The sequence below is a fragment of the Thermosyntropha tengcongensis genome (genome assembly GCF_055381335.1).
The window spans coordinates 504441-525894 of record NZ_AP042437.1 but is presented as its reverse complement, the minus strand read 5'-3'; the positions used below and the strand labels follow the sequence as shown (position 1 = coordinate 525894).

General features: G+C 44.6%; 22 protein-coding genes. 7 read left to right on the top strand and 15 right to left on the bottom strand.

Annotation, left to right across the window (positions count from 1 at the left end; all coding sequences use genetic code 11):
* Nucleotides 1-7 precede the first annotated feature (7 nt).
* The 8 genes from ACZ42E_RS02520 to ACZ42E_RS02485 form a co-directional block, all read right to left on the bottom strand.
* The gene (locus ACZ42E_RS02520; RefSeq protein ID WP_464892886.1) at nucleotides 8-1714 is read right to left on the bottom strand and encodes a hypothetical protein; all 1707 of its coding nucleotides are present in this window, start codon (nucleotides 1712-1714) and stop codon (nucleotides 8-10) included.
* A 3-nt stretch (nucleotides 1715-1717) separates the two neighbouring features.
* Nucleotides 1718-2245 carry a PulJ/GspJ family protein gene (locus ACZ42E_RS02515; protein ID WP_464892885.1) on the bottom strand — a complete coding sequence of 176 codons (528 nt, stop codon included), beginning with the start codon at nucleotides 2243-2245 and terminating at the stop codon, nucleotides 1718-1720.
* Between the two features lie 10 nt (nucleotides 2246-2255).
* Nucleotides 2256-2651, bottom strand: coding sequence for a type II secretion system protein (locus ACZ42E_RS02510; protein ID WP_464892884.1), 396 nt, complete (start codon nucleotides 2649-2651; stop codon nucleotides 2256-2258).
* A gap of 7 nt (nucleotides 2652-2658) precedes the next feature.
* Complete coding sequence (locus tag ACZ42E_RS02505) at nucleotides 2659-3408, bottom strand: prepilin peptidase (protein WP_464892883.1); 750 nt, start codon at nucleotides 3406-3408, stop codon at nucleotides 2659-2661.
* 25 nt (nucleotides 3409-3433) lie between these two features.
* Nucleotides 3434-3793 carry a prepilin-type N-terminal cleavage/methylation domain-containing protein gene (locus tag ACZ42E_RS02500; protein ID WP_464892882.1) on the bottom strand — a complete coding sequence of 120 codons (360 nt, stop codon included), beginning with the start codon at nucleotides 3791-3793 and terminating at the stop codon, nucleotides 3434-3436.
* Between the two features lie 132 nt (nucleotides 3794-3925).
* On the bottom strand, nucleotides 3926-5143 hold the full coding sequence (locus tag ACZ42E_RS02495; protein ID WP_464892881.1) for a type II secretion system F family protein: 1218 nt from the start codon (nucleotides 5141-5143) through the stop codon (nucleotides 3926-3928).
* 25 nt (nucleotides 5144-5168) lie between these two features.
* On the bottom strand, nucleotides 5169-6221 hold the full coding sequence (locus tag ACZ42E_RS02490; RefSeq protein WP_464892880.1) for a type IV pilus twitching motility protein PilT: 1053 nt from the start codon (nucleotides 6219-6221) through the stop codon (nucleotides 5169-5171).
* Between the two features lie 5 nt (nucleotides 6222-6226).
* Nucleotides 6227-7918, bottom strand: coding sequence for a GspE/PulE family protein (locus ACZ42E_RS02485; RefSeq protein ID WP_464892879.1), 1692 nt, complete (start codon nucleotides 7916-7918; stop codon nucleotides 6227-6229).
* Nucleotides 7919-8275: 357 nt separating this feature from the next.
* Between ACZ42E_RS02485 and ACZ42E_RS02480 the strand changes: the two genes are divergently transcribed.
* The 4 genes from ACZ42E_RS02480 (at nucleotide 8276) to ACZ42E_RS02465 (ending at nucleotide 14244) form a co-directional block, all read left to right on the top strand.
* Entirely contained in the window at nucleotides 8276-10108 is a 1833-nt protein-coding gene (locus tag ACZ42E_RS02480) for a type IV pilus modification PilV family protein (RefSeq protein WP_464892878.1), read from the top strand.
* A 29-nt stretch (nucleotides 10109-10137) separates the two neighbouring features.
* Nucleotides 10138-10650: a PulJ/GspJ family protein gene (locus ACZ42E_RS02475; RefSeq protein WP_464892877.1), complete on the top strand. Its 513-nt coding sequence runs from the start codon at nucleotides 10138-10140 to the stop codon at nucleotides 10648-10650.
* Between the two features lie 4 nt (nucleotides 10651-10654).
* On the top strand, nucleotides 10655-12154 hold the full coding sequence (locus ACZ42E_RS02470) for a hypothetical protein (RefSeq protein ID WP_464892876.1): 1500 nt from the start codon (nucleotides 10655-10657) through the stop codon (nucleotides 12152-12154).
* A gap of 197 nt (nucleotides 12155-12351) precedes the next feature.
* The gene (locus tag ACZ42E_RS02465; RefSeq protein ID WP_464892875.1) at nucleotides 12352-14244 is read left to right on the top strand and encodes an AMP-dependent synthetase/ligase; all 1893 of its coding nucleotides are present in this window, start codon (nucleotides 12352-12354) and stop codon (nucleotides 14242-14244) included.
* Nucleotides 14245-14268: 24 nt separating this feature from the next.
* On the opposite strand, the gene ACZ42E_RS02460 is transcribed toward ACZ42E_RS02465, so the two are convergent.
* Nucleotides 14269-14883: a TetR/AcrR family transcriptional regulator gene (locus ACZ42E_RS02460; RefSeq protein WP_464892874.1), complete on the bottom strand. Its 615-nt coding sequence runs from the start codon at nucleotides 14881-14883 to the stop codon at nucleotides 14269-14271.
* A 134-nt stretch (nucleotides 14884-15017) separates the two neighbouring features.
* Between ACZ42E_RS02460 and ACZ42E_RS02455 the strand changes: the two genes are divergently transcribed.
* Nucleotides 15018-16349 carry a hypothetical protein gene (locus tag ACZ42E_RS02455; protein WP_464892873.1) on the top strand — a complete coding sequence of 444 codons (1332 nt, stop codon included), beginning with the start codon at nucleotides 15018-15020 and terminating at the stop codon, nucleotides 16347-16349.
* Here ACZ42E_RS02455 and ACZ42E_RS02450 read toward each other — a convergent pair.
* The 3 genes from ACZ42E_RS02450 to ACZ42E_RS02440 are packed head-to-tail and all read right to left on the bottom strand — an operon-like array spanning nucleotide 16339 to nucleotide 17400.
* The gene (locus ACZ42E_RS02450) at nucleotides 16339-16527 is read right to left on the bottom strand and encodes a ferritin family protein (protein ID WP_464892872.1); all 189 of its coding nucleotides are present in this window, start codon (nucleotides 16525-16527) and stop codon (nucleotides 16339-16341) included. The two genes, ACZ42E_RS02455 and ACZ42E_RS02450, sit on opposite strands and share 11 nt — an antisense overlap.
* A gap of 51 nt (nucleotides 16528-16578) precedes the next feature.
* Entirely contained in the window at nucleotides 16579-17103 is a 525-nt protein-coding gene (locus tag ACZ42E_RS02445) for a ferritin (protein ID WP_464892871.1), read from the bottom strand.
* Nucleotides 17104-17139: 36 nt separating this feature from the next.
* Nucleotides 17140-17400 (bottom strand): CPF_0552 family protein, encoded by a 261-nt coding sequence (locus ACZ42E_RS02440; protein ID WP_464892870.1) that lies wholly within the window; start codon nucleotides 17398-17400, stop codon nucleotides 17140-17142.
* A 143-nt stretch (nucleotides 17401-17543) separates the two neighbouring features.
* Here ACZ42E_RS02440 and ACZ42E_RS02435 point away from each other — a divergent pair, with 143 nt between their 5' ends.
* Entirely contained in the window at nucleotides 17544-18260 is a 717-nt protein-coding gene (locus ACZ42E_RS02435; protein WP_464893462.1) for a DUF421 domain-containing protein, read from the top strand.
* Nucleotides 18261-18284: 24 nt separating this feature from the next.
* Nucleotides 18285-18650 (top strand): DUF4363 family protein, encoded by a 366-nt coding sequence (locus ACZ42E_RS02430; protein WP_464892869.1) that lies wholly within the window; start codon nucleotides 18285-18287, stop codon nucleotides 18648-18650.
* Here ACZ42E_RS02430 and aroB read toward each other — a convergent pair.
* Genes aroB through aroC form a run of 3 tightly spaced genes read right to left on the bottom strand, consistent with a single transcriptional unit; the run spans nucleotide 18640 to nucleotide 21447 of the window.
* On the bottom strand, nucleotides 18640-19737 hold the full coding sequence (gene aroB, locus ACZ42E_RS02425) for a 3-dehydroquinate synthase (RefSeq protein ID WP_464892868.1): 1098 nt from the start codon (nucleotides 19735-19737) through the stop codon (nucleotides 18640-18642). The two genes, ACZ42E_RS02430 and aroB, sit on opposite strands and share 11 nt — an antisense overlap.
* 16 nt (nucleotides 19738-19753) lie before the next feature.
* Nucleotides 19754-20275 (bottom strand): shikimate kinase, encoded by a 522-nt coding sequence (locus ACZ42E_RS02420; RefSeq protein WP_464892867.1) that lies wholly within the window; start codon nucleotides 20273-20275, stop codon nucleotides 19754-19756.
* A complete protein-coding gene (gene aroC / locus ACZ42E_RS02415; protein WP_464892866.1) occupies nucleotides 20260-21447 on the bottom strand; it encodes a chorismate synthase in 1188 nt (395 codons plus the stop codon). Before aroC ends, ACZ42E_RS02420 begins: the two co-directional genes overlap by 16 nt.
* Between the last annotated feature and the right edge of the window lie 7 nt (nucleotides 21448-21454).

Sequence of the window (21454 nt, the reverse complement as noted above, 5' to 3'; positions counted from 1 at the left end):
TTTATAATCATTCGCCATTTTCCGCCTTGTAGGATACAATCCTCCCTATGCCAATTAAGCTCCATCTTTCCCTGAAACTTTCCACAGGCCTGGTGTCTTTCCGCACTTTAAAAACACGATCCGCAGTGCTAACCTGATTGCCCCAGATAATATCTTTATCGTGTTTAAGGACTATATTTAGATTCCCTCCCGCATTAAGCGACCCATGATTGTAGCTCCAGAAGGAATTGAGAGGTTTTGCTTCACATAAAACATCAATATTTTTGCCTGCCAGGGCATAAATGTTCCAGTCTTCCACCGTTAGAGGCGCATCATACTGCAAGGTTATATTGCCGGGAGTTATAAAAAGATACTGGGCTTCCTTGACGCGGGTAAAAATAGTCCCCAAAATTTGTTCGACTTCATTTATAATATTAAACAGGTCATTGTTAAAACTTATCCTAACATCTGCCGGGGTTACCAGCATAACCCCCGGCACTCCTTCTGTAAAAAGGCTTATAACGGTAAAGAAGAAATTGGCTATCGCACTTACTATATTCTGTCCAGGAGGTACCCCAAAGCTTATATTTAAAGTGCTGCCCGGATTAAGCTCTACAAAGGTATAAGGACGTTTTAAGGCAAAAAGGTAGAGGGTAGTATTCCCGTTATTTATATAGGCCCATTTGCCCCCAGGTTCGTTAGCTTCCTTCCTGGCTACCTCCCTTATCTTTTCCAGATGTTTTTCCGTAAACTCCGGCGGCTTGCGGTAAATTCCCCTTTCAGAAAGGCTTGCTATACCGCTCCCTGTAAAATGCCGGGATTTAAACAGGTCTGGATTTCGGGGCGGCTCATGCCTTACACATCCCCATTTCAAGGGATCCAAACTATCAGCTATCTTTGACAGGTCGCTGCCGGGGTAAAAAAGGTTGCCCCGGTAATTCCCAGGCTGGTCATCCCAGCAGTTAAACCAGATTTCTTCCGGATTGTCAGCCAGGAGCCTGCCCTGTGCCCGGTAATAGGGGGCATAGTGAATCTTGTAAAGACCAGTCCTTACCCCCAATATAACAAGCTCCTCACTGGCATTGGTCCACCAGAAAGCCTCTTTACTTATATGGCTGTTGCCGTCATCCGGTTTTATAGTGTAGGCTGTTTCTTCTATATAAGGCCATTTCTGCGGGCTTTCATATACATTCCTTCCCGCATAATACCCATCTACATTTACAGGGACATTATCTGATTCCAGATAGTAAGTGCCGACCACCTTCAGCCTGTCGGCATGGAGCGCCTTTACCGGCAGGGTATTAAAGCTCAAAGTCGCCGTCACCCTGCGGGAGGCTTTGCCGTTTTTGCCTGCAGCAACCACCTTTACTTCTCCATAGTTCAAAAGCCTGCTGGTATCTACTTCCTTTATAAAAATCTGGCTTCCATCCGGCAGGGAAAAAGGGGAAGCTTTTACCAGCTTAGCCTGCGCCTCATTTTTTATGGCATTTACCCTGTCCTGATTCAGCTCAGAAGTATTTTTAAGTTCTTTTATAAAAAAGTCGCGCACTATTTCTAACCCGGAATCTGCTGCGCTCTGAGCCTTTTTAACCTTTGTGTCATAAAGGGCCAGCTTCTGCTCCATGCCCGCAACATTCAGCACCGCAGTCCCCAGAACAGCCAGAGCCAGCAGAGTCACCAGGATAAGGAGCATTATATTGCCCTCTTCGCCTTTACCCCCTCTTATTTTCGCCATTTTTTACTCCACCCTCCGGCCTAACCCTGTCACCACCATCTGAAGAATTCTATCTCCCCGGGAATTTACCCCTTCCAGCTTAATATAGTAATAGCTGGCAGGATTTCCTGCCTCTTTAAACACCGGCACCACTTTTATGTCAGTAAGCGGCATGGCGCTGACCAGGCTTCCATTATCCAGCCGGTTTATCTGCCTAACCAGCTGCCCTTCACTGTTCAGCATATAGGTTATTTTTACGCGCGTGCTGGTGCCGTTTATATCTTCCAGCTTTTCAATTACCATTCTCTTTTCATTCACCACGGTTACCGGCCTGTCTTTTAAAAACTGGCTTTCCCTCACATCCTGCACTATCCTTTCCTGCGCCGCTCTCAGCTCATACTGCACGCCTGCCTTTTCATCACTGTAGCTGAAGCAGGAAGTGCCAAGCTGCAGGAGGCTCAAAGCAGTACAGGCAAGCAGGGCAAAAAACCCCAAAGCTATAACGGCTTCCAGAAGGGTAAACCCTTTTTGCCAGAACTTTTCTCCTTTCATCTTCTCCCCCTCAGTATCTGGCTATTATACTCGCCATCTCCACCCGCTTGCCGGGAAAAAGGCTGCTTTTAACGGTAACCCTGGCCGTATAAAGGCTCTCCCCCCCATATCTTGCTACCTGGAGAGAGGCCTGCAAGCCATGCGGGACCTCCCTTACCTCCGCTTCATCTATGTCGGAAAGGCTCATGCCTTCTTCCAGCTCTCCCGGATAAGCTTTCAGGTATTCTATAACCATCACCGCATAGGAAGACATCCGGCTTTCTTCCCCCGACCAGCGGACAAAAACCGAAGCCATGGAAAAAAGAGGCAGAAAACAAACAGTCAAAAGAGAAATTATTACAAGGGAAACCAGAACCTCTACCAGGGTAAGCCCGTTTTCATTACCATCTGCCAGAAAGCTTGTCATACTCCCATCAACTCCCACTCCACCAAAGCCAGTAAAAGTAAGCTAACTCCCCTCCATAAAGCCAGACCAGGCAGGCACTTGCTGCCAGAAAGGGCCCAAAGCGGATTTCGGTTTTGCGGTTCGCGCGGCCGGCAAGTATCAAATAAAGCCCGAAAACACCTCCTGTAAGGGAAGATATCACGAAAACCGGCAGAATGCCTTCCAGTCCCACAAAAGCCCCGATAAGGGCCGCCAGTTTGATATCTCCTCCCCCTATCCCTCCCCGGGAAACTAGCGCGATAAGCAGGTAAAACAGGCTGAAGATAAGCCCTCCCAGGAAAGCCGACTTTATCCCGATAGTAAAAAGCGAAAGGATAATCCCCGCCGCCGTCCCGGTATAGGTAATCTCATCCGGGATAATGCCTTCCTTAAGGTCGATAAAGGCCGCCGGTATGAGAAAAGACAGCAGTACAAACCCGGATAAGGTATGGAGGGAAAATCCATACTCTATGTATGCCAGGAGAAAAAGGATTCCAGTCAAAAGCTCTACCGCTGGATAAGTGAGAGGAATCTTTTCCCTGCAGTAGCGGCATCTGCCTTTAAGCCACACATAGCTTAAAACCGGCACCAAATCCCAAACTTTTAGTTTTTCACCGCAGGCAGGGCAAAAACTTGCTGGCCATACTACCGACTTCCCGTAAGGAAGCCGGCAGATGACCACATTCAGGAAAGAACCGATGATAAGTCCCAGTATAAAAATTATAAGCTCCATCTTCATAACTGCTTAAACTGGCAGGATATCTTTAATTCTGCGGAGACACTATAATATCCCCGTTTGCCTTTATGGTTACCGTATAGTCGCCAGTTCCCTTAGGATTGTCAGGCCATTTCTTTACATATTTTTCAAAGCCATTTGTATTATAATTGCTTTTATTAAATGTGACATCTGATGAAACCTGGTTTTCCGCATAATAAAGCTCTCCAGCCCTTTCCAGCATTTCAATATTGGCCTTGTGGGCTTTATCTTTGGAAGAGCTCATCACATTCCCAAACCTGGGAATCGCAATAGCAAGCAGCAGAGCCAGAATGGCCATTACCACAATGAGCTCAATAAGGGTAAATCCGCGTCTGTTTTTCATCATTTCCCGCATTTTAATAAGCATAAATCTTCTCCTCCCTTTTTTGTTCTTAATCATTATCCGGAATACCAAACCAAAAAATCACAATCTTTCTCCTTTCTCACCTCCTTCGCCAGTATCCTGCACTCTATTATCTATCCCTATCCCTTCACCTCCCTAGGCTCCCTGGCCTACCACATTAACCATTTCAAATACCGGCAGGAGTGTGGATACAACTACCCCTCCCACCAGAAGGGCTACCAGGATTATGAGGGCTGGCTCAATCATGGCCATCATGGCATCAACCGTATGCATAACTTCCCTTTCAAAATAGTCGGACAGCTTTATCAGCATGGCATCCAGAGCCCCGGTTTCCTCCCCTACCGCAATCATCTGCACCACCATGGGCTCAAAAATAGCTGCCTCCGCTAAAGGCGCGCTTATGTAGTCCCCCTCGCTTATGCTCTCCCTGGCCTCTTTCAAAGCTCTTGCTATATACACATTTCCCACCACATCTTCCACCACTTCCAGAGCCTGCAGGACAGGAATGCCTGAGCGCAGGAGTATCCCCATCGTGCGGGCAAAGCGTGCCACGATTATTTTGGAACTGGCCTTCCCGATAACCGGAATTTTAAGATACAGGGTATCAAAAAACATCCTGCCTCTTTCCGTCTTTCCCAGCCCTTTCAATATAAAGGCCAGCAGGATAATCCCTGCAACCACCATATACCAGGAACCCTGCAAAAAAAGCCCGGTATGGTACAATATCTGCGTAGGTCTGGGAAGGGCTGCACCGGCTGATTCAAACATGCCGACAAAAGTAGGCATAATAAAGGTAATTATAAAAAATACAGCTATAAGTGCAAAAACAGCGATTATGGAAGGGTAAATAGAAGCAGTTTTTACCTTGGAGTTTATTTCATCTTCCCTTTCCAGATGTTCGCCAAGCCTTTCCAGGACCCCCTCCAGAACCCCTCCCAGCTCGCCGGCCCTTACCATACTTACATAGACTTTTGAAAATATGCGGGGATGTTTGGCCAGAGCCTGGTAGAGGGGAAGGCCGCTTTCAATATCATCGCGCACTTCTATCAGCGCTTTTTTCAACATCTTATTTCCCGTCTGCTCCACCAGGATATTAAAGGCCCTCAAAATGGAAAGCCCGGCAGAGAGCATGGTAGCAAGCTGCCTGGTCATCAACACCAGATCCCGGGTAGGAACCCATCCCAGGCTGAATCCTCCTCCTATCTGGCGGCTGCCTGCACTCACCTCTTCCAGTCTTGTTATATAATAGTTCTGGCTCAGGAGAGTGCGGACAACTGCTTCCCTGCTCTCTGCCTCCAGCACCCCGCTCAACAGATTGCCATTCATGTCGCGCACCCGGTAGCGGTACTGCAAAACACTCTTCCCCCTTTTTAACTAACTAAAATAGCTGATTATCTTTGCTGTCCATCCTTTTATTAAACTCATCGAGGCCAATAAGCCCTTTTTCATACAGGTTGCGCAGCGATTTTTCCATGGTTATCATCCCGTAGGCAGCCCCGGTCTGTAAAACTGAATAAATCTGGTGAATCTTATTCTCCCTTATGAGATTGCGAATCGCGGGGGTAGCCACCAGGATTTCACAGGCCACCACCCTCCCCCTACCATCAGCTCTCGGGATAAGCTGCTGGCTTATTATCCCCTGCAGGGAATTGGCAAGCTGTACCCTTATCTGGGTCTGCTGTTCAGGTGGGAAAACATCTATTATGCGCGCGATAGTCTGGGTAGCGCTGCCTGAATGCAGGGAAGCCAGCACCAGATGCCCGGTTTCGGCAGCGGTGATGGCGGTGGATATAGTTTCCAGATCCCTCATCTCCCCCACCATTATTACATCTGGATCCTGCCTTAAAGCTGCCCTCAAAGCCTGGGGGAAAGACCTGGTATCCATGCCTATTTCCCTCTGGTTTATCATGCACTGGCCGTGCCGGTGCAGGTATTCAATGGGGTCTTCCAGGGTAAGTATGTGCAGACTGCGCGTCCGGTTCATCAGGTCTATCATGGCTGCCAGGGTAGTAGACTTGCCGCTGCCGGTAACCCCGGTTACCAGAACCAGACCGGTATCTTTCATGGCAAATTCCCTAACTACAGAAGGCAGGCCCAAATTATCTATATTAGGAACATTCATGGGAATTATGCGGATGGCTGCCGCTATGGACCCCCTCTGTACATATAGGTTTACTCTGAACCGCCCTATTCCAGGAAAGGAGTTGGAAAAATCCACCTGTCCATTCTGCTTGAAATTTATGCGCACTTCTTCGTTGGGAATTATCTCTTCAGCCAGCCTTCTGGTATCTTCCGGTTTCAGCACCTCTTCTCCAGGGAGGGACACAAGCCGCCCATTTATCCGGTAAACCGGCGGTCTGAAAACCGTAAGGTGAACATCGGAGGCTCCCATTTCCACAGCTCTGGTTATAATCTCTAAAGCCGTAAGCATTGCTGTTATCCTCCCAGATAAACAACTTTCATCACTTCTTCCAGGGAAGTAATCCCTTTTTTGGCTTTCATGATGCCGTCCATCTTGATAGTTACCATCCCTTCTTCCCTGGCTTTTCTTTCTATCTCCTCCTCGCTTACCCTTCCCCGGCTTATAAGGTTTTTTATGCCTGGCGTGACCGGCATAATCTCATGGACAGCTGTTCTTCCCTGATAGCCTATCTGCCGGCACATATTGCAGCCAGCGGGGCGGTAAAACTGCTGTCCAGCTTCCTCCGGTATTTCCAGCCTCTCGGCAGTTTCTTTATCCAGAATATAGGACTGCCGGCAGTTGGTACAGAGCTTTCTTACCAGCCTCTGGGATACTATACCTATAAGGGAGGAAGATAAAAGAAACCCTTCAATCCCCATATCCAGAAGCCTGGCTACCGTCCCTGCCGCACTGTTGGTGTGCAGGGTAGAAAGCACCAGATGCCCGGTTAAGGCAGCTTTGACCGCCAGTTCTGCTGTTTCGTTATCCCTTATCTCCCCCACCATGATAATGTCCGGATCCTGCCTTAATACCGACCTTAACCCGCTGGCAAACGTAAGCCCTGCCTTAACATTAATCTGCACCTGGTTAATCCCGGCTAAAGTATACTCTACGGGGTCTTCAAGCGTAATTATATTTTTGTCTATCGAGTTTATTTCATTCAAAAGGGCATAAAGGGTCGAAGTTTTTCCCGAACCCGTAGGTCCGGTTACAATAAGCATGCCGTGGGGCCTCTTAGCCAGCCTTAAAAGCTTTTCCTGGTTCTGGGGGGTTAGCCCCAGCTGCTCAATCCTGGTTAAAGCATTGGCCCGGTCCAGTATGCGCAGGACTACTTTTTCCCCATAAGTGGTAGGCAGGGTAGAAACGCGAAAATCAATTTCCCTTCCTTCCATGTTCAAGGCAAACCTGCCGTCCTGGGGCACCCTTTTTTCCGCTATATCCATGCCAGCCATTATTTTCAGCCTGGACACTACAGCTGGTTCGGAAGCTTTTGGAATATGCAGCACTTCATAAAGCTCACCATCTACCCTGAACCTTATCCGCATATCCCCTTCCTGGGGTTCCATGTGGATATCGCTGCACCTTCCCTGTACGGCCTGGCTTAATATAGAGTTCACCATGCGGATGACCGGTGCCTCATCTTCTATCCTTATCAGGTTAATATTTTCGCGCCTTGTCTGCCGGGAAGTTTCTCTTAACTCATTAAGTATTTTTTCCATTCCCGGATCCATCTGGAAAGCCAGGTACTGCCTTATGGCATTGTCAAGTTCCCTTTCATTGGCCAGCACCGGTATTACATCCAGTCCGCTGGCCATGCGTGCATCATCTATCGCCTGCTGGTTCAAGGGATCAGCCATGGCCAGCATAATGCCGGCCCCCGTTCGGTTAAGGGGGAGTATCTTATGCTTTCTTACTATATGGGGAGGTATGAGCTTAATAATTTCCGGATCTATCTGCATCCTGCTCAGCTGAACATGAGGAATTCCCAGCATAAATTCCAGGGTTTCCAGAAGCTGGTTCTCCGTGATGAATCCTTTGTCTATCAGAATCTTGCCCAGCCGGTCCCCGGTCGTCTTTTGTTCCTCCAGGGCTTCATTCAGCTGTTCCGGTGTTATTATCCCCATCTCCAGCAGCATTTCTCCCATCCGCCTAGGCTTTACCGCCATCTAAAAATCACCAGCCTTATATGTTTATGTGAAATTTTTCTTCATTTTCCCCCTATAGTCCTCACAATTCAGGCAATTTCAAAAAAATGGAAACTGCTTAGCAGTATCTTATCATAATTACAAAAAATTTGTAAACATTATCGACAAGATTAGATTTAATTTTATATATTATTATCATTTCTCTACAAATTCTATATTTTATTAAAATTGCAAATGTTCAAAAATAACTATCCAAAATCCTATTTTTTTACGGCACCAGTATGCTAAAATTAAATAAAAATCAGCTTTCTAATGATTTAATTATGCACTTATGGCTTTTTCCCTTCTTTAAACTCTAATTATTGGGAGGAAAAATAAATGCCCTACATTGCCAGGCAAAAAGGTTTTACCCTGCTGGAAGTCCTGCTTTCTGTGCTCATACTTGGCATTATTATCGTATCCCTGGCTCCCATACTGGTCTTCAGCAGCCATTCTTCCGAATACAACCGGGCCAAAACTATAGCCACCAATCTGGCCAACAGGAAAATGGAAGAAATAAGAGCCCTGCCTTTTAATGAGATAGGTACTATAGGAGGAAACCCACCCGGCAACATACCCCAGGAAGAATCCGTGAAAATCGGGCGCTACACTTTCAAAGTTCAAACCTTCATCAACTGGATCGAAGAAGGAGGCTGTCTGTCCGGGAACAATGCAGACTGGGACTACAAGCAGGTTAGAATAAAGGTAACCTGCCCCGGATTTTTTTACCAGGGAAAACAAGCAGTAAATATCGAACTGAGCTCCCTTTTTTCCCGGGATGCGGAACAGCCAGCCCTTACCGGAGCCAATCTCAGGGTATGCGTATTTAAAGCCTGGGGGGCTGGACTTAATCCCAGCACAGGAGAATTTGATGTCAACCTCATAAAGCCAGTTTCTGGAATAAAGGTGGTTGCTAAGAAAGATGGCAGCCTAACCCAGGTTTACACCACCAGCAAAGGCTCTGCCCTGTTTCTGGCTATGCCGGAAGGCAAATACGAGGTAGATATCGATCCTTCCATGCGGAACATGATTATCTTTCCCGGCTCTTATCCGCAAAAAGATATACAGATCAGCAACAACAGCACCCGCCAGCTTTTTGCCTGGGTAGAAGAACCCTGCAGCTTAAAAATCTTTCTTAAAGACTTGCAGGATAACCCGGTGGTACTTGGCCTTGATTCAGGGCTAAAGGGATTGCTGAAGCTAAACTATCCTTACCCTGAAAAGGCAACTGAGCCGGACAAAGACTATCTGTTCTCCTCTTCTTCTTCAAATGGGGAAATATCCGGCCACCCTTTTTATAACCTATGGCCGGTAGGGGAAGGCTTTGCCGGCAGATACCAGTTTAAATGGGCAGATAGCAAAAACAGCCCGGATAAAGATCCAGGGATACCGGGTTATGTTCCCGCAGGTAAAAATGGAGATTATGGAGCCTGGGACGAGGTAAAAAACAGGCCCTGGGAAGGAGATTTTTCTGCTCCGGGAACCGTAAAAAAATTGATAATATATCTTGTTAAAATACCTCAAATAACCAATCCCTTGTCTGCCGCTGCCCTTTCCTGGATAAACGGGACAATTATAAATGCTAACCCTTCTTCCCTCAGCAATAAAGGCATAGCTTTTATTGAAGTGACTCTGGACCCGGAGGCTGAGCCTCCCCTTACTATGTATGTCTTAAAACCTTGTATTTTAGCTGCTTCCAATCAAGACAGTACCCTGGAACTTCTGTCAGGTTCGCCGCTTTATACAGCATCATCAATCGCTTTTGCCAATAAGATAGTGGTAAGAGCAAATGCACAGCTTGGGCTGCGCAGCAACACCGCTGTTTTTAATAATGCGGTGGAACTGGAAAAAGTGGGGAACAGCAGCGGCAGGCTGGTTTTTAAAATTATCGATTCCAATATCCCCTATAATGGCAAAGAAGTGTCCATCAAGGACGAAAATGGCCAGCTGGTAATAAAAAAAGCGTATGATGGGCAGGAAATAACTGATTATAAGGGCAACCACGGCCTGCCTGGCATAAAATACGGTGAAGCTTACTTCTATAAAGATGTAAGATACCACAACAGCGAAAATGTAATCCTCAAAAAAGGCGCCTATTATCTGCCCGACGGTTTCACCCTGCCTGACGATGCGGATAAACCCCCTTCCGAAGGCGGGCCTCTGCGTAGGTAATCTGGTTCAGGATAGAAGGTGGTTAATAAGTGAAAGAAAAACTTGGACAAAAAGGTTTTACCCTGCTTGAGCTAATCCTGGTTCTGGGCATCCTTACCCTGGCAGTAGGAGGTATATTCAACTTTTATTTTCTAACCGGAAAAACCTGGCATAAATCAGAAGAGGAAGCCTCCTATATGAATGAAGTGCGCAGCCTCCTACCCAGGATAGGCAATGAAATACGGGAAGCCAGCCTGCTGGATGTTTCTGACCGCCTGCTGCAGCTGGAAATGGCGGAAAACAGCCAGACCTATACCATAAAGTACCGAATAAACAACAACCAGCTGGAAAAAAGCAAGGTATTAAAAGGGAACCAGGACAGCTATAAAGTAATCCTTAAAAACATTTCCCCATTGACTGACAGCAATCAGCAGGCACTTCCTTATTTTAAAAGAGAAGGCAAAAAGATAGTAATCCGTTTTAAAATAAACGACCCATCCTGCAAAGAATCCCAGCCGGTATCTGTTGAAGAAGCTTTTGCCGTGCGCAATAAAGGGGTGTGAAAAAATGCTAAATCTGCTGGCTAAATATGTAAAAAACAAAAATGGCATCGCACTTCCCCTGGTGCTCATACTCTTTATCCCTATAGCTATCCTTGCCTATTCCGCACTTGCCATAAACAGCAGCCAGACCACCTTTAATGTCAAATACCAGTCAGGGATAGATGCCCTGCATTACGCCGAAGCCGGCCTTAACCACTACCTGTGGTCTTTGAATAAAAATACTTCTTTTCCCAGCCTTAACCGGGAAATAAATTTTGAAAACGGGAAATATATCATAAAAGTCCTGGAACAGGGAAACGGCTATATAAAAGTACAATCTACCGGCTGGTCCAACCGGGAACCTGATATAAAGAAAACCATAACCGCAGTCCTGGGTCAGCGCACTTTTACCCGCTATTCATATTTTTCGGTTGATGACCCTTCTGACATCCGCTGGACCAGCAATGACAAAGTCTACGGCCCCTATCATACCAACGGCAACCTGGTTATTGACGGCAATCCTATCTTTTACGGGCGGGTTACCTACAGCGGGCGCATTCACTTCTACAGCGGAGTATGGCGCGGCGGAGCTTCCGATCCTGACTTCAACGGTCCTTATCCGGTTAATGGAAGCTATCCAAAATTTAAAAAAGGCATCAGCTGGGCTACCCCTCTGGAGGTTCCTCCTTCCAATTCGGAACTTAAAATACGCGCCCAGAACGGAGGCTATTACTACAACGGCCGCACCAGCATAAGGCTTAACCCTGACGGTACAGTCACTATCCGCAATCCCAATGTCAACAGCGGCAACCCGGAAACCAGGCCCCTGCCCTCCAACCGGGTCATATATGTTGATGGGGCAAGCGGGAATACCAGCCAGAAATTCACCAGCAACCTGGGAAATGCCTTTGTATCAGGAACCCTGAAAGGAAAACTTACCATCGCCGCCGCCAATGAAATATACATTACCGGCTATGACCCGACAGATTACAATTTCAGCTCTGCCCGCAGCAAGCCTACTGGGGCAGGAAGCGGCGGCAACGGCGGGATAATCTATGCCAGTACCTCCTTTACCCCGGTCTATGAAAATGGAGAACTTGTCGGCTATAAAGCATCAGGCGATGACCTGCTGGGGCTGATAGCCAACAATAATGTGTGGATACTCTGCAAAGGCTGGTTTGACAAACCTAGTCCCAGCATTTCTGATCCCCAGGCCAATGTAGCTCCCAATAATGCAAATGTCTATGGGGCCATATTCGCTTTAAACGGCTCATTTGGGTTTGAAAAATATTATCCTGACTCCACCAGGTACTGGCATGATATTCATAAATACAGCACCATATACCAGCGGGGAGCCCTTATCCAAAAAGTCCGCGGTGCTGTAGGGCAAAACAGCGGCAGCAGCTGGCGGGGATACCAGAGCAAAAATTATGCCTATGATGAACGCATGACCTATGAAGCGCCTCCTCACTTTATAGAACCTTCCAACCGGGGCTGGGAAATAATATCCTGGGAAGAAAAATAATCTGTTGAATACCCACAACCAACACTTATTTGAAATTTTACAGGCTTTTAATGCCTGTTCTTTTTTGGCATCTTTTATAGTTCGATGGGTAAATTATTTTAAATAAAATTTTATTATTGAATATTTTACGTTGATTTGATATATTATAGTAAACCTACCGGTCGGTAAAGTTGTATTTGTTACGGGGGGAACTCAGGATGCAGGGAAAGAGAAAATATGTACTTGATAATCATTCTATCGAAGACCAGTTTGAAGCCCGCCTGGCTGAGGAAAGACACCTCGGCTGGATGATGCGAAAAAGGGTACAAAAATACGGAAAAGATAAAATAGCCGTGAGGCATAAGCTGTACGGCAACTGGGAAGCTTTCAGCTGGCATGAGTTCGGCAGGATGATAGATGACTGTGCAGGTGCCCTTATAGGACTGGGAGTAAAAGAAGGGGAACTGGTGGGCATATTTTCTCCCAACTGTGTTTACTGGGCGGTTGCTGACTTTGCCTGTTTTAACATTCGTGCGGCATCAGTCCCGGTATATGCCACCAACTCCGCAGCAGAGCTTAAATATATAGTAGACCATGCTGAAATCAGGGTTTTATTTGTATGTACAGAAGAGCAGTACCAAAAAGCAGTAAGCATAAAAGAAAGTTCACCTTCTCTTGAATATATTATCGTTTTTGACCGGCGGGTAAGAATTGATAAAAGCGATAATATAATGCATTTTGATGATTTTCTGCAGCTTGGGCAAAAACCTGCATGGAAAAAAGAGGTAGAAAAACGTTTAAGCCAGGCAAATGCCGATGATCTGGCTACCATCATCTATACCAGCGGCACTACCGGCACCCCCAAAGGGGTTATGCTTACCCACCGCAACTGGTTTGCCACTTTTCTGCAGAACCACATCGACTTTAATGGCCTTGAACCAGGCTACCGGATACCTATAACCGAAGATGCGGTTAACCTGGCTTTTCTCCCCCTTTCCCATATTTTTGAAAGGGCCTGGACCTATAATATATTCTGCGGCGGGGGACAGGTCGACTACTGTCATGATACTAAAGCCCTGGAAGAATTCCTGCGCGAATCGCGCCCCCATTATATGTGTTCAGTTCCCCGCCTGTGGGAAAAAATACATGCCAGGGTACTGCATGATATCAACAATGCTCCTCCAGTTAAGAGAAAACTCTTCATGTGGTCCATTAAAACCGGCAAAAAATATCACTATCAGTTAAAAACCGGGAAAATTCCCTTCAGCCTTAAAATAAAATATCGGCTGGCAGATCGGCTGGTTTTAAGCAAAATAAGGGAAGTTTTTGGAGGAAGGCCCCGGGTTTACAATGTGGGAGGAGCCCCCTTTTCTGCTGAAATAGGGGAATTTTTCTTTGCGGCAGGGGTATACCTTTTTCAGGGGTACGGGCTTACTGAAGGTTTTCCCATATGTGTTTCCACCCCGGAGCGCAACCAGTTTGGAACCTGCGGTCCCATAGTACCCCTTATGGATGTCCGCATATCTTCCGAAGGAGAAATCCAGGCTAAAGGTCCTGCTATGACCTCCGGCTACTATAAAGACCCGGATAAGACCAGAGAAATATTTACTGAAGACGGCTGGCTCAAAACGGGAGATATAGGCTACATAAACGAACAGGGCTTTATCGTGATAACTGACCGCATAAAAGACCTTTTCAAGACTTCGGGTGGGAAATATATAGCTCCCCAGCATATAGAAACCCTGCTAATAGCTGATTATTATATTGAACAGGCAGTGGCAATAGGAGATAACCGAAATTTCGTATCAGCACTCATCGTTCCGGCATTTGAAGCACTCAGGGAGTATGCCAGACAAAACAACATCCCCTTTGACAGTAATGAAGACCTGGTAAAAAATCCGCATATAATCCAGTTTTATCAAAAGCGCATAGATGAACTTACCAAAGACCTGGGACAGGTAGAAAAAATAAAACGTTTTACCCTTATGCCCCATGAATTTACCCAGGAAAGCGGTGAACTTACACCTACCCTTAAAGTTAAGCGGAAAGTCATAAATGAAAAGTACAGAGAAGTTATCGAGGCTATGTATAAAGATGTAAACAGCATATAGATCCCCCCAATTTAAAAACCCCCTTTACAGCAGGGGGTTTTCTTCTTTGGCTCTTAAATATTCAAGCATGGCCGGGATCCCGCATTTGAAAAAAGCTTCCCATAAAAGCAGCAGGTCTTCCACATTGACAAGTTCTTCGTTTAAGATAAGCTGCATAGCCTGACCATCTATCATGGCAATGGTCGAAGCAGCCAAAGCCATCTTGGTCTTTATATCCGGCTGGTCATACATCACATCTATAGCTGCCTCAGAAGTAGCGATCCATTTTCTAAATTTGTTTACCACCAGTTCATAAAGCTCTTCATTTTTAGCCAGTATCGCTTCATGTACCAGGTAAAACTGCAGCAGATTATGCTCCGGATTTTCCAATCTTTTTTTTATTCCATTCAGCAAGGTTTCAAGCAGTTTTTCCTTATCTTCACCTTTAAAAAGAGACTTTTTGACAGGAGCTGCCGTCTCGCGCAAAAATCTGTCTGCCAGATCAAAGAGGATATAATCTTTTCCCTGGTAGTGATAATAAAGCCCCCCTTTGGTCATCCCAGCTTCTTCTGCGATAGACTGCATACTGGCATCCCTTATCCCTGCCCTGGCAATAACCTTTCTGGCTGCCTCCAGTATATGTTCTTTGCCGCTGCGCATATTTCCCCATCCTGTACATTAATTTTTTATACTTTAATTATAGCAAGTTGTTTCTAAAAAATAAAAAACTATGCCATCTCTTCAAACTCATCTATAATTAAATCTATAATGGGGGGGGGGGGGGAACAAGCAAGATGTATAAATTTTACCGTTTCTATATTTATCCAGCACAGGATAATGAAATCCTGGAGCCCTTTGCCATCAAGCTTAAGGAAAAAGGCTTTGTTTACTATAATGACTTGATACCCTGGCCCAGCAATGGACAGGGGAAATATTTCTATTTCAAAAAAATTCCTAAAACAGGAATAATGGTATTGCGCATGGATGTTGAAGATCAGCTTGCAGACGCTATAAGTTGGGTTGATAGACTTGAAGAAACAGCTGATGTAGAATGGTTCAATCTACTCGGCAAAGTAGACATTATAGCTGGTTTAAACCATGAACACCAGGAAACATTAGAAAAGATAAAAGAAATCAAGCCTGTAGACAAAAAACAGATGGTGGAGCTTGAATTAAAATATGGAAAAGGGCTTAGGCTGGAATGGCTCTGGCCTGAAGATAAAGCAAGTTATCTTTTCAACTTCCCTCATTTTTCACAGGAAGCCCAGTACTTTATAGAATTCGAACTTCCATGCATAGAAGCGTCACTTTTAAAGCTGGATAAAATAAACAGCTATTACAGGGAACAAAAAAGAATTATACTGAAAGAAAAAGAAGCGCTCGATCAACGGCTATCCCGTATTTTACACAGCAGCACTGTTTTTTCAAAACAAAGCGCTGAGCAAATGGAAGAGCTGGAAAATCAATTACAAAGCTTATCTATGTCCTTTGGATTGATTGCCAGCAACTACAGCATCATCCTGGAAGGTATAGACCGCATTCAGCAGCTTATAAATTACAGCCGCTATTTAATCGACAAACAAAAAATAATACAAATAAATGATAAGCTTTATGAAAAAATATTTGATTACTACTTTACAAAGCTCAAAGATCTGGAAAATTTAGCCTCCAGTTTAAGAATAAGCCGCGAAAATTATCAATCAGCCATAAGTGTAATAAGAAGCAAACTCGACATAATAATAAGCCATGAGAGCATAAATACCCAAAATCAGATAAAAAACATAATGGAGCTCAATACTTCTATCCAGAAGCAGGGACTCATATTTCAATTTGCTGCTGGCCTGGTAGAATTTATCATCTTATCCTATTACAGCCACTCACTCTGGAAATCCCTTGCCTACAGCGCCTATCATATCGTACCCGGGTGGCTGCAGTTCGCAATAACATGCATATTCTCAGGCATTACTGTCTATCTTACCCATCTTATTGCCGAATACATGCAGGGGGAAAAACATCATCGCACACGTATAATAATATTTGCCTTTATTCTTTTGACATTGCTTATATTCATATTTGCCAGCAGCTTTATCCTTGACAACAGCCACCTGAAATCAATTAGTCCATAAGTTTTAAAACCTTCAGCCTTTCACTTAGTTTTTTAATGTGTCCTTTTTCCTCTTCTGCGATCTGTTCAAACAAAAGCCTGGTTTGGGGATCTTCTGCCTCCATGGCCAGACTTACATACCAGTCCTGAGAACGTCTTTCATTTTCTATAGCCATTTCCAGGGCTTTCTTTAAATCCATATTCAAACCTCCCAAAGGCAGGGCAAATACCCTGCCCTTTTAATACCAGCACTATGCCTGATTCTGATTGGCAGCAGTTATAGGGGTATAAACACGACTGCCCATTTCCCTATCTAACAGCAATATGCCTTTAGGATCGTCTTTCACAAAACGGAAAGCGGCCAAGTTCTTTTCAGCGTTTTCCTCTTCTTCCACCTGTTCATTCACGAACCACTGCAGAAACATTACCGTTTTGTGATCCCTCTCCTCACTGGCCAAATCCACCAAATCATAAATGGAACGGGTTACCATTCTCTCATGTTCTAAAGTTTTTAACAAAACATCTTCAATTGAATCAAATTCTACAGGAGGGGCATCAATAGCTTTTAGTTCTATACGTTCTCCAATACGGTTCAGATAATTAAAAATCAGCATGGCATGATCTCTTTCTTCCTGTGCCTGTACGTGAAACCAGTTGGCAAATCCATCTAAATTCTGGCTTAAAAAATAAGCCTCCATGGAAAGATAAAGATAGGCAGAATAAAATTCCTTTTGGATCTGCTCGTTTAATTTTTCTCTTAGTTTTGCGGCAATCACTGCAGTTCACTCCTCCTTAATTTTTTAATATTCTTTCTACTCCAAACTCAATTCTATACATTCTGCTTTAACATCAGAAATGGCATTCAACTCATCCTTTAATTCTTTTATTTCCTCCGGTGTTCCGCAGAGCTGAAGCATAATAAGCCCTTCATCAGTACAGGACCCGCTTTCTACTTTGGGAATACCTACCCTTACATTGATAATACACCCGTGCCTGGTCAATACTTCCTGAATTTCCCTGGCATGGATACTCCTGTTGCGCACCAAAACCCCCATAACATTAAGACACGACATTATTTTCCCCCCTTGTCATGTTAAAAATTCGAATAGCTTATCCAAATTATAGCTTAATCTGGCTAAAAAATACAAATTAAATTATGCAGAATGAAACAAAAAACAATACAAATAATATTAAAAAAATCAAGGATGGGCTTTTTATGAGTGAGGCAGCGGTAGTAATAGTAAGAAGTTTTATAGCTTTTTTTACCCTTCTCATATTTACCCGTATCCTGGGAAAACAGCAGGTAAGCCAGCTCACTTTTTTTGAATATGTTCTGGGAATAACTATAGGCTCCATTGCCGGCACCCTGTCCGTAGATTTGAGCAGCCGGGCCTGGCCGCACTGGATAGGACTGCTTACCTGGACCTTTACCGTTTTGATATTGCAAAAAATATCCCTGAACTGGCCTAAAGCAGCCAAATACCTGACGGGGAAACCGGCTATCGTAATAATGAACGGGAAAATACTGGAAGAGAATATGCAAAACATGCGCTACACTTTATTTGACCTTCTGGAACAGCTTAGAGAAAAAAATATCTTCGACCTTGACCAGGTAGCATTTGCAGTCCTGGAAAACAACGGCGAGCTGTCTGTTTTGCTCAAGCCTGAATATCAACCAGTAACTCGCAGCGACCTTAATCTTCCTCCTCAGGCAGAAGGGTTAAGTGCAGAAATTATAATAGGAGGCAAACTTATCCCCGAAAAATTAAGACAAATAGGTAAAGATGAAAACTGGCTTAAAAAAGAGCTTGACAAACGGGGAATAAAAAAATATGACGAGATATTCCTGGCTACCTATAATCCAGCCCATGCTACCCTTTACATTGATAAATACGAAGACAAAATCAAAAAGAAACAGGAAGATCCCTACTAAAACAGAAAAGGTGGTAAAAACGGTATGCGAAAAATCCTGTATTATTCAGCAATATCTTTGCTGCTTTTGACCTTTGTTTTTATACTCAACTCAGGGGATATAGCCAAAAAACCATGGGAAAAAGACGACAATTTTGTACTTTATGCTGCCCGTTTGCAAAAAGATGTGGCCATAAAAGATTTCCAAAGGGCAGAAGCTGACCTTAAACAGCTGAAAAAAGCGTGGAGTAAAATAGTGAAGCGCATTCAATACAGTGTGGAAAAAGATGAAATAAATTCCATATATGTTAACCTGGCCCGCCTTACTGCCCATATCGAAAATAGAGACCAGAAATCAGCCCGGGTAGAAATAGAAGAAATGTGGAATCACTGGCACCACCTCAATCAATAGCCAGGTTTTGTGCTTCCCTTACAGCCCTTATTATCTCTTCTTTCTTAACATCATCAGCAATTACAGCCTGTCCAATGCCACAGGGCAATATCAGGCGCATTTTCCCATACATAACCTTTTTGTCATTAAGCATAGCCTCATAAACCTCTTCTGGATTTAACGCAGGAAACGGCTTGTATATAGCAAGCTTCAGGTATAAATGCAAAATACGCTGCCAGAGGTGTTCATCAATATAACCACGCTCCCTGGCCAAGAGCGAAGCAGCTACAGTTCCCATCGCCACTGCTTCCCCGTGGCTGTAAGCCCGATATCCAGTAAGCTTTTCCAGGGCATGTCCGAAAGTATGCCCCAGGTTAAGCAGCGCCCTTATTCCCTGTTCCGTTTCATCCTGGGATACAATGATACTTTTTATTCTGCATGACCGGTATATAAGCTCACTTACTGTCTCAGGATTTCTACTTTTTATATTCTCAACATTTCTCTCTAAAAAAGCAAAAAAATCCGCATCATAGATAAGGCCATATTTTACAACTTCTCCTAGGCCGCTTTTATATTCCTTTTCTTCCAGGGTATTCAAGGTTAAGGGGTCAATTATGACTGCTTTCGGCTGGTGAAAAGCTCCTATGAGGTTTTTCCCCCGGGGGTGATTTACCGCTACTTTCCCCCCTACACTGCTGTCTACCTGGGATAGAAGCGTGGTAGGAATCTGAATAAAATCTACTCCCCGGTGATAAACCGCAGCAACAAAACCAGCCAGATCTCCAACTACTCCTCCTCCCAGAGCTATCACTATATCGGTTCTCTCCAGGTTAAAATCTACCGCCTTATCCAGAACCTTAACTGCTTCGTCCATATTTTTGTATTCTTCCCCATCAGGCATCAGGGCAATCCCTATATCAAAACCTGCTTTATGAAGAGAGTCCATAACCCTTTTTCCGTACAAAGGGAAAACCGTAGGATTGCTTACCAATAAAGCCCTGGAAGATAAAGTTATATTCCTTATGATAGACCCCGCCTCATCCAGGATATCAGGCCTGATACTTATGGTATAGCTGCGCTTTCCCAGTTCAACTCTGAGATCTGGCATAAAGTTCATCCTTCCATCAATTAACATCAAGGTTTTTTATATAGCTTATGATTTCTTCCACCACTTCATCCATTTCCCGTCCGCTGGTATTAACCCGAAAATCAGCTACCGCATAGAAAGGTTCCCGCTCTTTTAACATATTTTTTATATCTTCCACCTGCAGGTTTTTCTTAAGGAGAGGCCGGTTGGCACGCTTGCGCCTTACCCGCTCAAAAATATCCTCAGGATCAGCAGTAAGGCAGATAAGAATGCCGTTTTCCTTTAGAACCTTGATATTTTCTTCTTTCAGCACCACGCCTCCCCCGGTAGCTATAACCAGGTTTTTCTGCTGGCTCAGCTTCCTGGCCATAAGCCTCTCTTCTGAGCGGAATCTTATTTCGCCATGACGCCTGAACAATTCGGATACCGTCATCCCGGTAAGTTTTTCAATTTCCCGGTCCATATCCACAAATTTCATATTCAGTTTTTCCGCCAGTTTAATACCTATACTGCTTTTTCCTGTTCCCATAAAGCCAATCAATACTATATTCTTTTCCATCTCCACACTCTTCCCATATAATTTATATAATTTTTATATGCTTCATTTATATGTTCCATGTTATCATAACCAAACTTATCTAAAAAAGCTTCTGCCAAACCATAAGCCAGCATAGCCTCTGCCACTACCGCTGCGGCAGGTACTGCACATATATCAGAACGTTCTATTCCCGCCTTGCTTTCCTGCCAGCTTAATGTATCGACACTGTTAAGCGGCTTATATAAAGTTGGAATAGGCTTCATATAGGCCCGCAAAAAAACAGTTTCTCCATTGGTTATACCGCCTTCTATGCCGCCACTGCGGTTAGTATGCCTGAAAATACCTTTATCCTCAGTATAATATATTTCATCATGTACCATGGAGCCAGGAAGAAAGGCATTATTTATGCCTTCACCTATTTCTACCGCCTTAATAGCAGGAATACTCATGATAAGCTGGGCTAATCTTCCATCCAGCCTCCTATCCCAGCTCACATGGCTCCCCAGCCCCGGTACTACTCCTACTGCACCGGTTTCCAAACTTCCTCCCAGAGATTCTCCCATCTCCCTGGCCTTTTCAATCAGAGCTACCATTTCTTTTTCTTTATCCTTATCCGCACATCTTACTGGAGAAGCCTCTGTCTTTTCCCACAAAACAAAAATATTGTCTTTGTCTACCTTCAGCGGTTCTGCTTTTGCTTCACCAATAGATATAACCTGGCTGTATATATATATGTTAAAATTAGCCAATAATTGCTTAAAAAATGCCCCGGCTGCCACTCTGGCTGCTGTTTCCCGGGCACTTGCCCGTTCCAGGATATTGCGCATATCCTGATGGTTGTATTTGATAGCTCCTGGCAGATCAGCATGTCCAGGCCGGGGCCTTACTACCATCCTTTCCCCAGCTCGCGGGCACTCACCTGCTCCCATTATCCCTTCCCAGTTCTTATAGTCACTGTTCCAGATAATAAAGCTTATCGGCCCTCCCAGGGTTTTCCCATCCCTTACCCCACCTATTATTTCTACTTCATCTTTTTCAATATTCATGCGCCCGCCGCGTCCATATCCCTTCTGCCTTCTTTTAAGCTCATTATTTATGTAATCTATATCAAGCTTAAGACCGGACGGCATGCCTTCAATTATACATATCAAACCTTTGCCGTGGGATTCACCCGAAGTAATGAATCTTAACACTCTTTCT

Excerpts from the sequence above, each read along its gene's own strand:
- ACZ42E_RS02440 (WP_464892870.1), bottom strand. The coding sequence starts at position 17,400 with ATGTCGTGTCTTAATGTTATGGGGGTTTTGGTGCGCAACAGGAGTATC.
- ACZ42E_RS02515 (WP_464892885.1), bottom strand. The coding sequence starts at position 2,245 with ATGAAAGGAGAAAAGTTCTGGCAAAAAGGGTTTACCCTTCTGGAAGCC.
- aroB (WP_464892868.1), bottom strand. The coding sequence starts at position 19,737 with ATGCCAGATCTCAGAGTTGAACTGGGAAAGCGCAGCTATACCATAAGT.
- ACZ42E_RS02490 (WP_464892880.1), bottom strand. The coding sequence starts at position 6,221 with ATGCTTACGGCTTTAGAGATTATAACCAGAGCTGTGGAAATGGGAGCC.
- ACZ42E_RS02465 (WP_464892875.1), top strand. The coding sequence starts at position 12,352 with ATGCAGGGAAAGAGAAAATATGTACTTGATAATCATTCTATCGAAGAC.
- ACZ42E_RS02480 (WP_464892878.1), top strand. The coding sequence starts at position 8,276 with ATGCCCTACATTGCCAGGCAAAAAGGTTTTACCCTGCTGGAAGTCCTG.
- ACZ42E_RS02450 (WP_464892872.1), bottom strand. The coding sequence starts at position 16,527 with ATGGATTTAAAGAAAGCCCTGGAAATGGCTATAGAAAATGAAAGACGT.
- ACZ42E_RS02430 (WP_464892869.1), top strand. The coding sequence starts at position 18,285 with ATGCGAAAAATCCTGTATTATTCAGCAATATCTTTGCTGCTTTTGACC.
- ACZ42E_RS02485 (WP_464892879.1), bottom strand. The coding sequence starts at position 7,918 with ATGGCGGTAAAGCCTAGGCGGATGGGAGAAATGCTGCTGGAGATGGGG.
- ACZ42E_RS02500 (WP_464892882.1), bottom strand. The coding sequence starts at position 3,793 with ATGCTTATTAAAATGCGGGAAATGATGAAAAACAGACGCGGATTTACC.
- ACZ42E_RS02435 (WP_464893462.1), top strand. The coding sequence starts at position 17,544 with ATGAGTGAGGCAGCGGTAGTAATAGTAAGAAGTTTTATAGCTTTTTTT.
- ACZ42E_RS02520 (WP_464892886.1), bottom strand. The coding sequence starts at position 1,714 with ATGGCGAAAATAAGAGGGGGTAAAGGCGAAGAGGGCAATATAATGCTC.
- ACZ42E_RS02470 (WP_464892876.1), top strand. The coding sequence starts at position 10,655 with ATGCTAAATCTGCTGGCTAAATATGTAAAAAACAAAAATGGCATCGCA.
- ACZ42E_RS02460 (WP_464892874.1), bottom strand. The coding sequence starts at position 14,883 with ATGCGCAGCGGCAAAGAACATATACTGGAGGCAGCCAGAAAGGTTATT.
- ACZ42E_RS02420 (WP_464892867.1), bottom strand. The coding sequence starts at position 20,275 with ATGGAAAAGAATATAGTATTGATTGGCTTTATGGGAACAGGAAAAAGC.
- ACZ42E_RS02510 (WP_464892884.1), bottom strand. The coding sequence starts at position 2,651 with ATGACAAGCTTTCTGGCAGATGGTAATGAAAACGGGCTTACCCTGGTA.
- ACZ42E_RS02505 (WP_464892883.1), bottom strand. The coding sequence starts at position 3,408 with ATGAAGATGGAGCTTATAATTTTTATACTGGGACTTATCATCGGTTCT.
- ACZ42E_RS02455 (WP_464892873.1), top strand. The coding sequence starts at position 15,018 with ATGTATAAATTTTACCGTTTCTATATTTATCCAGCACAGGATAATGAA.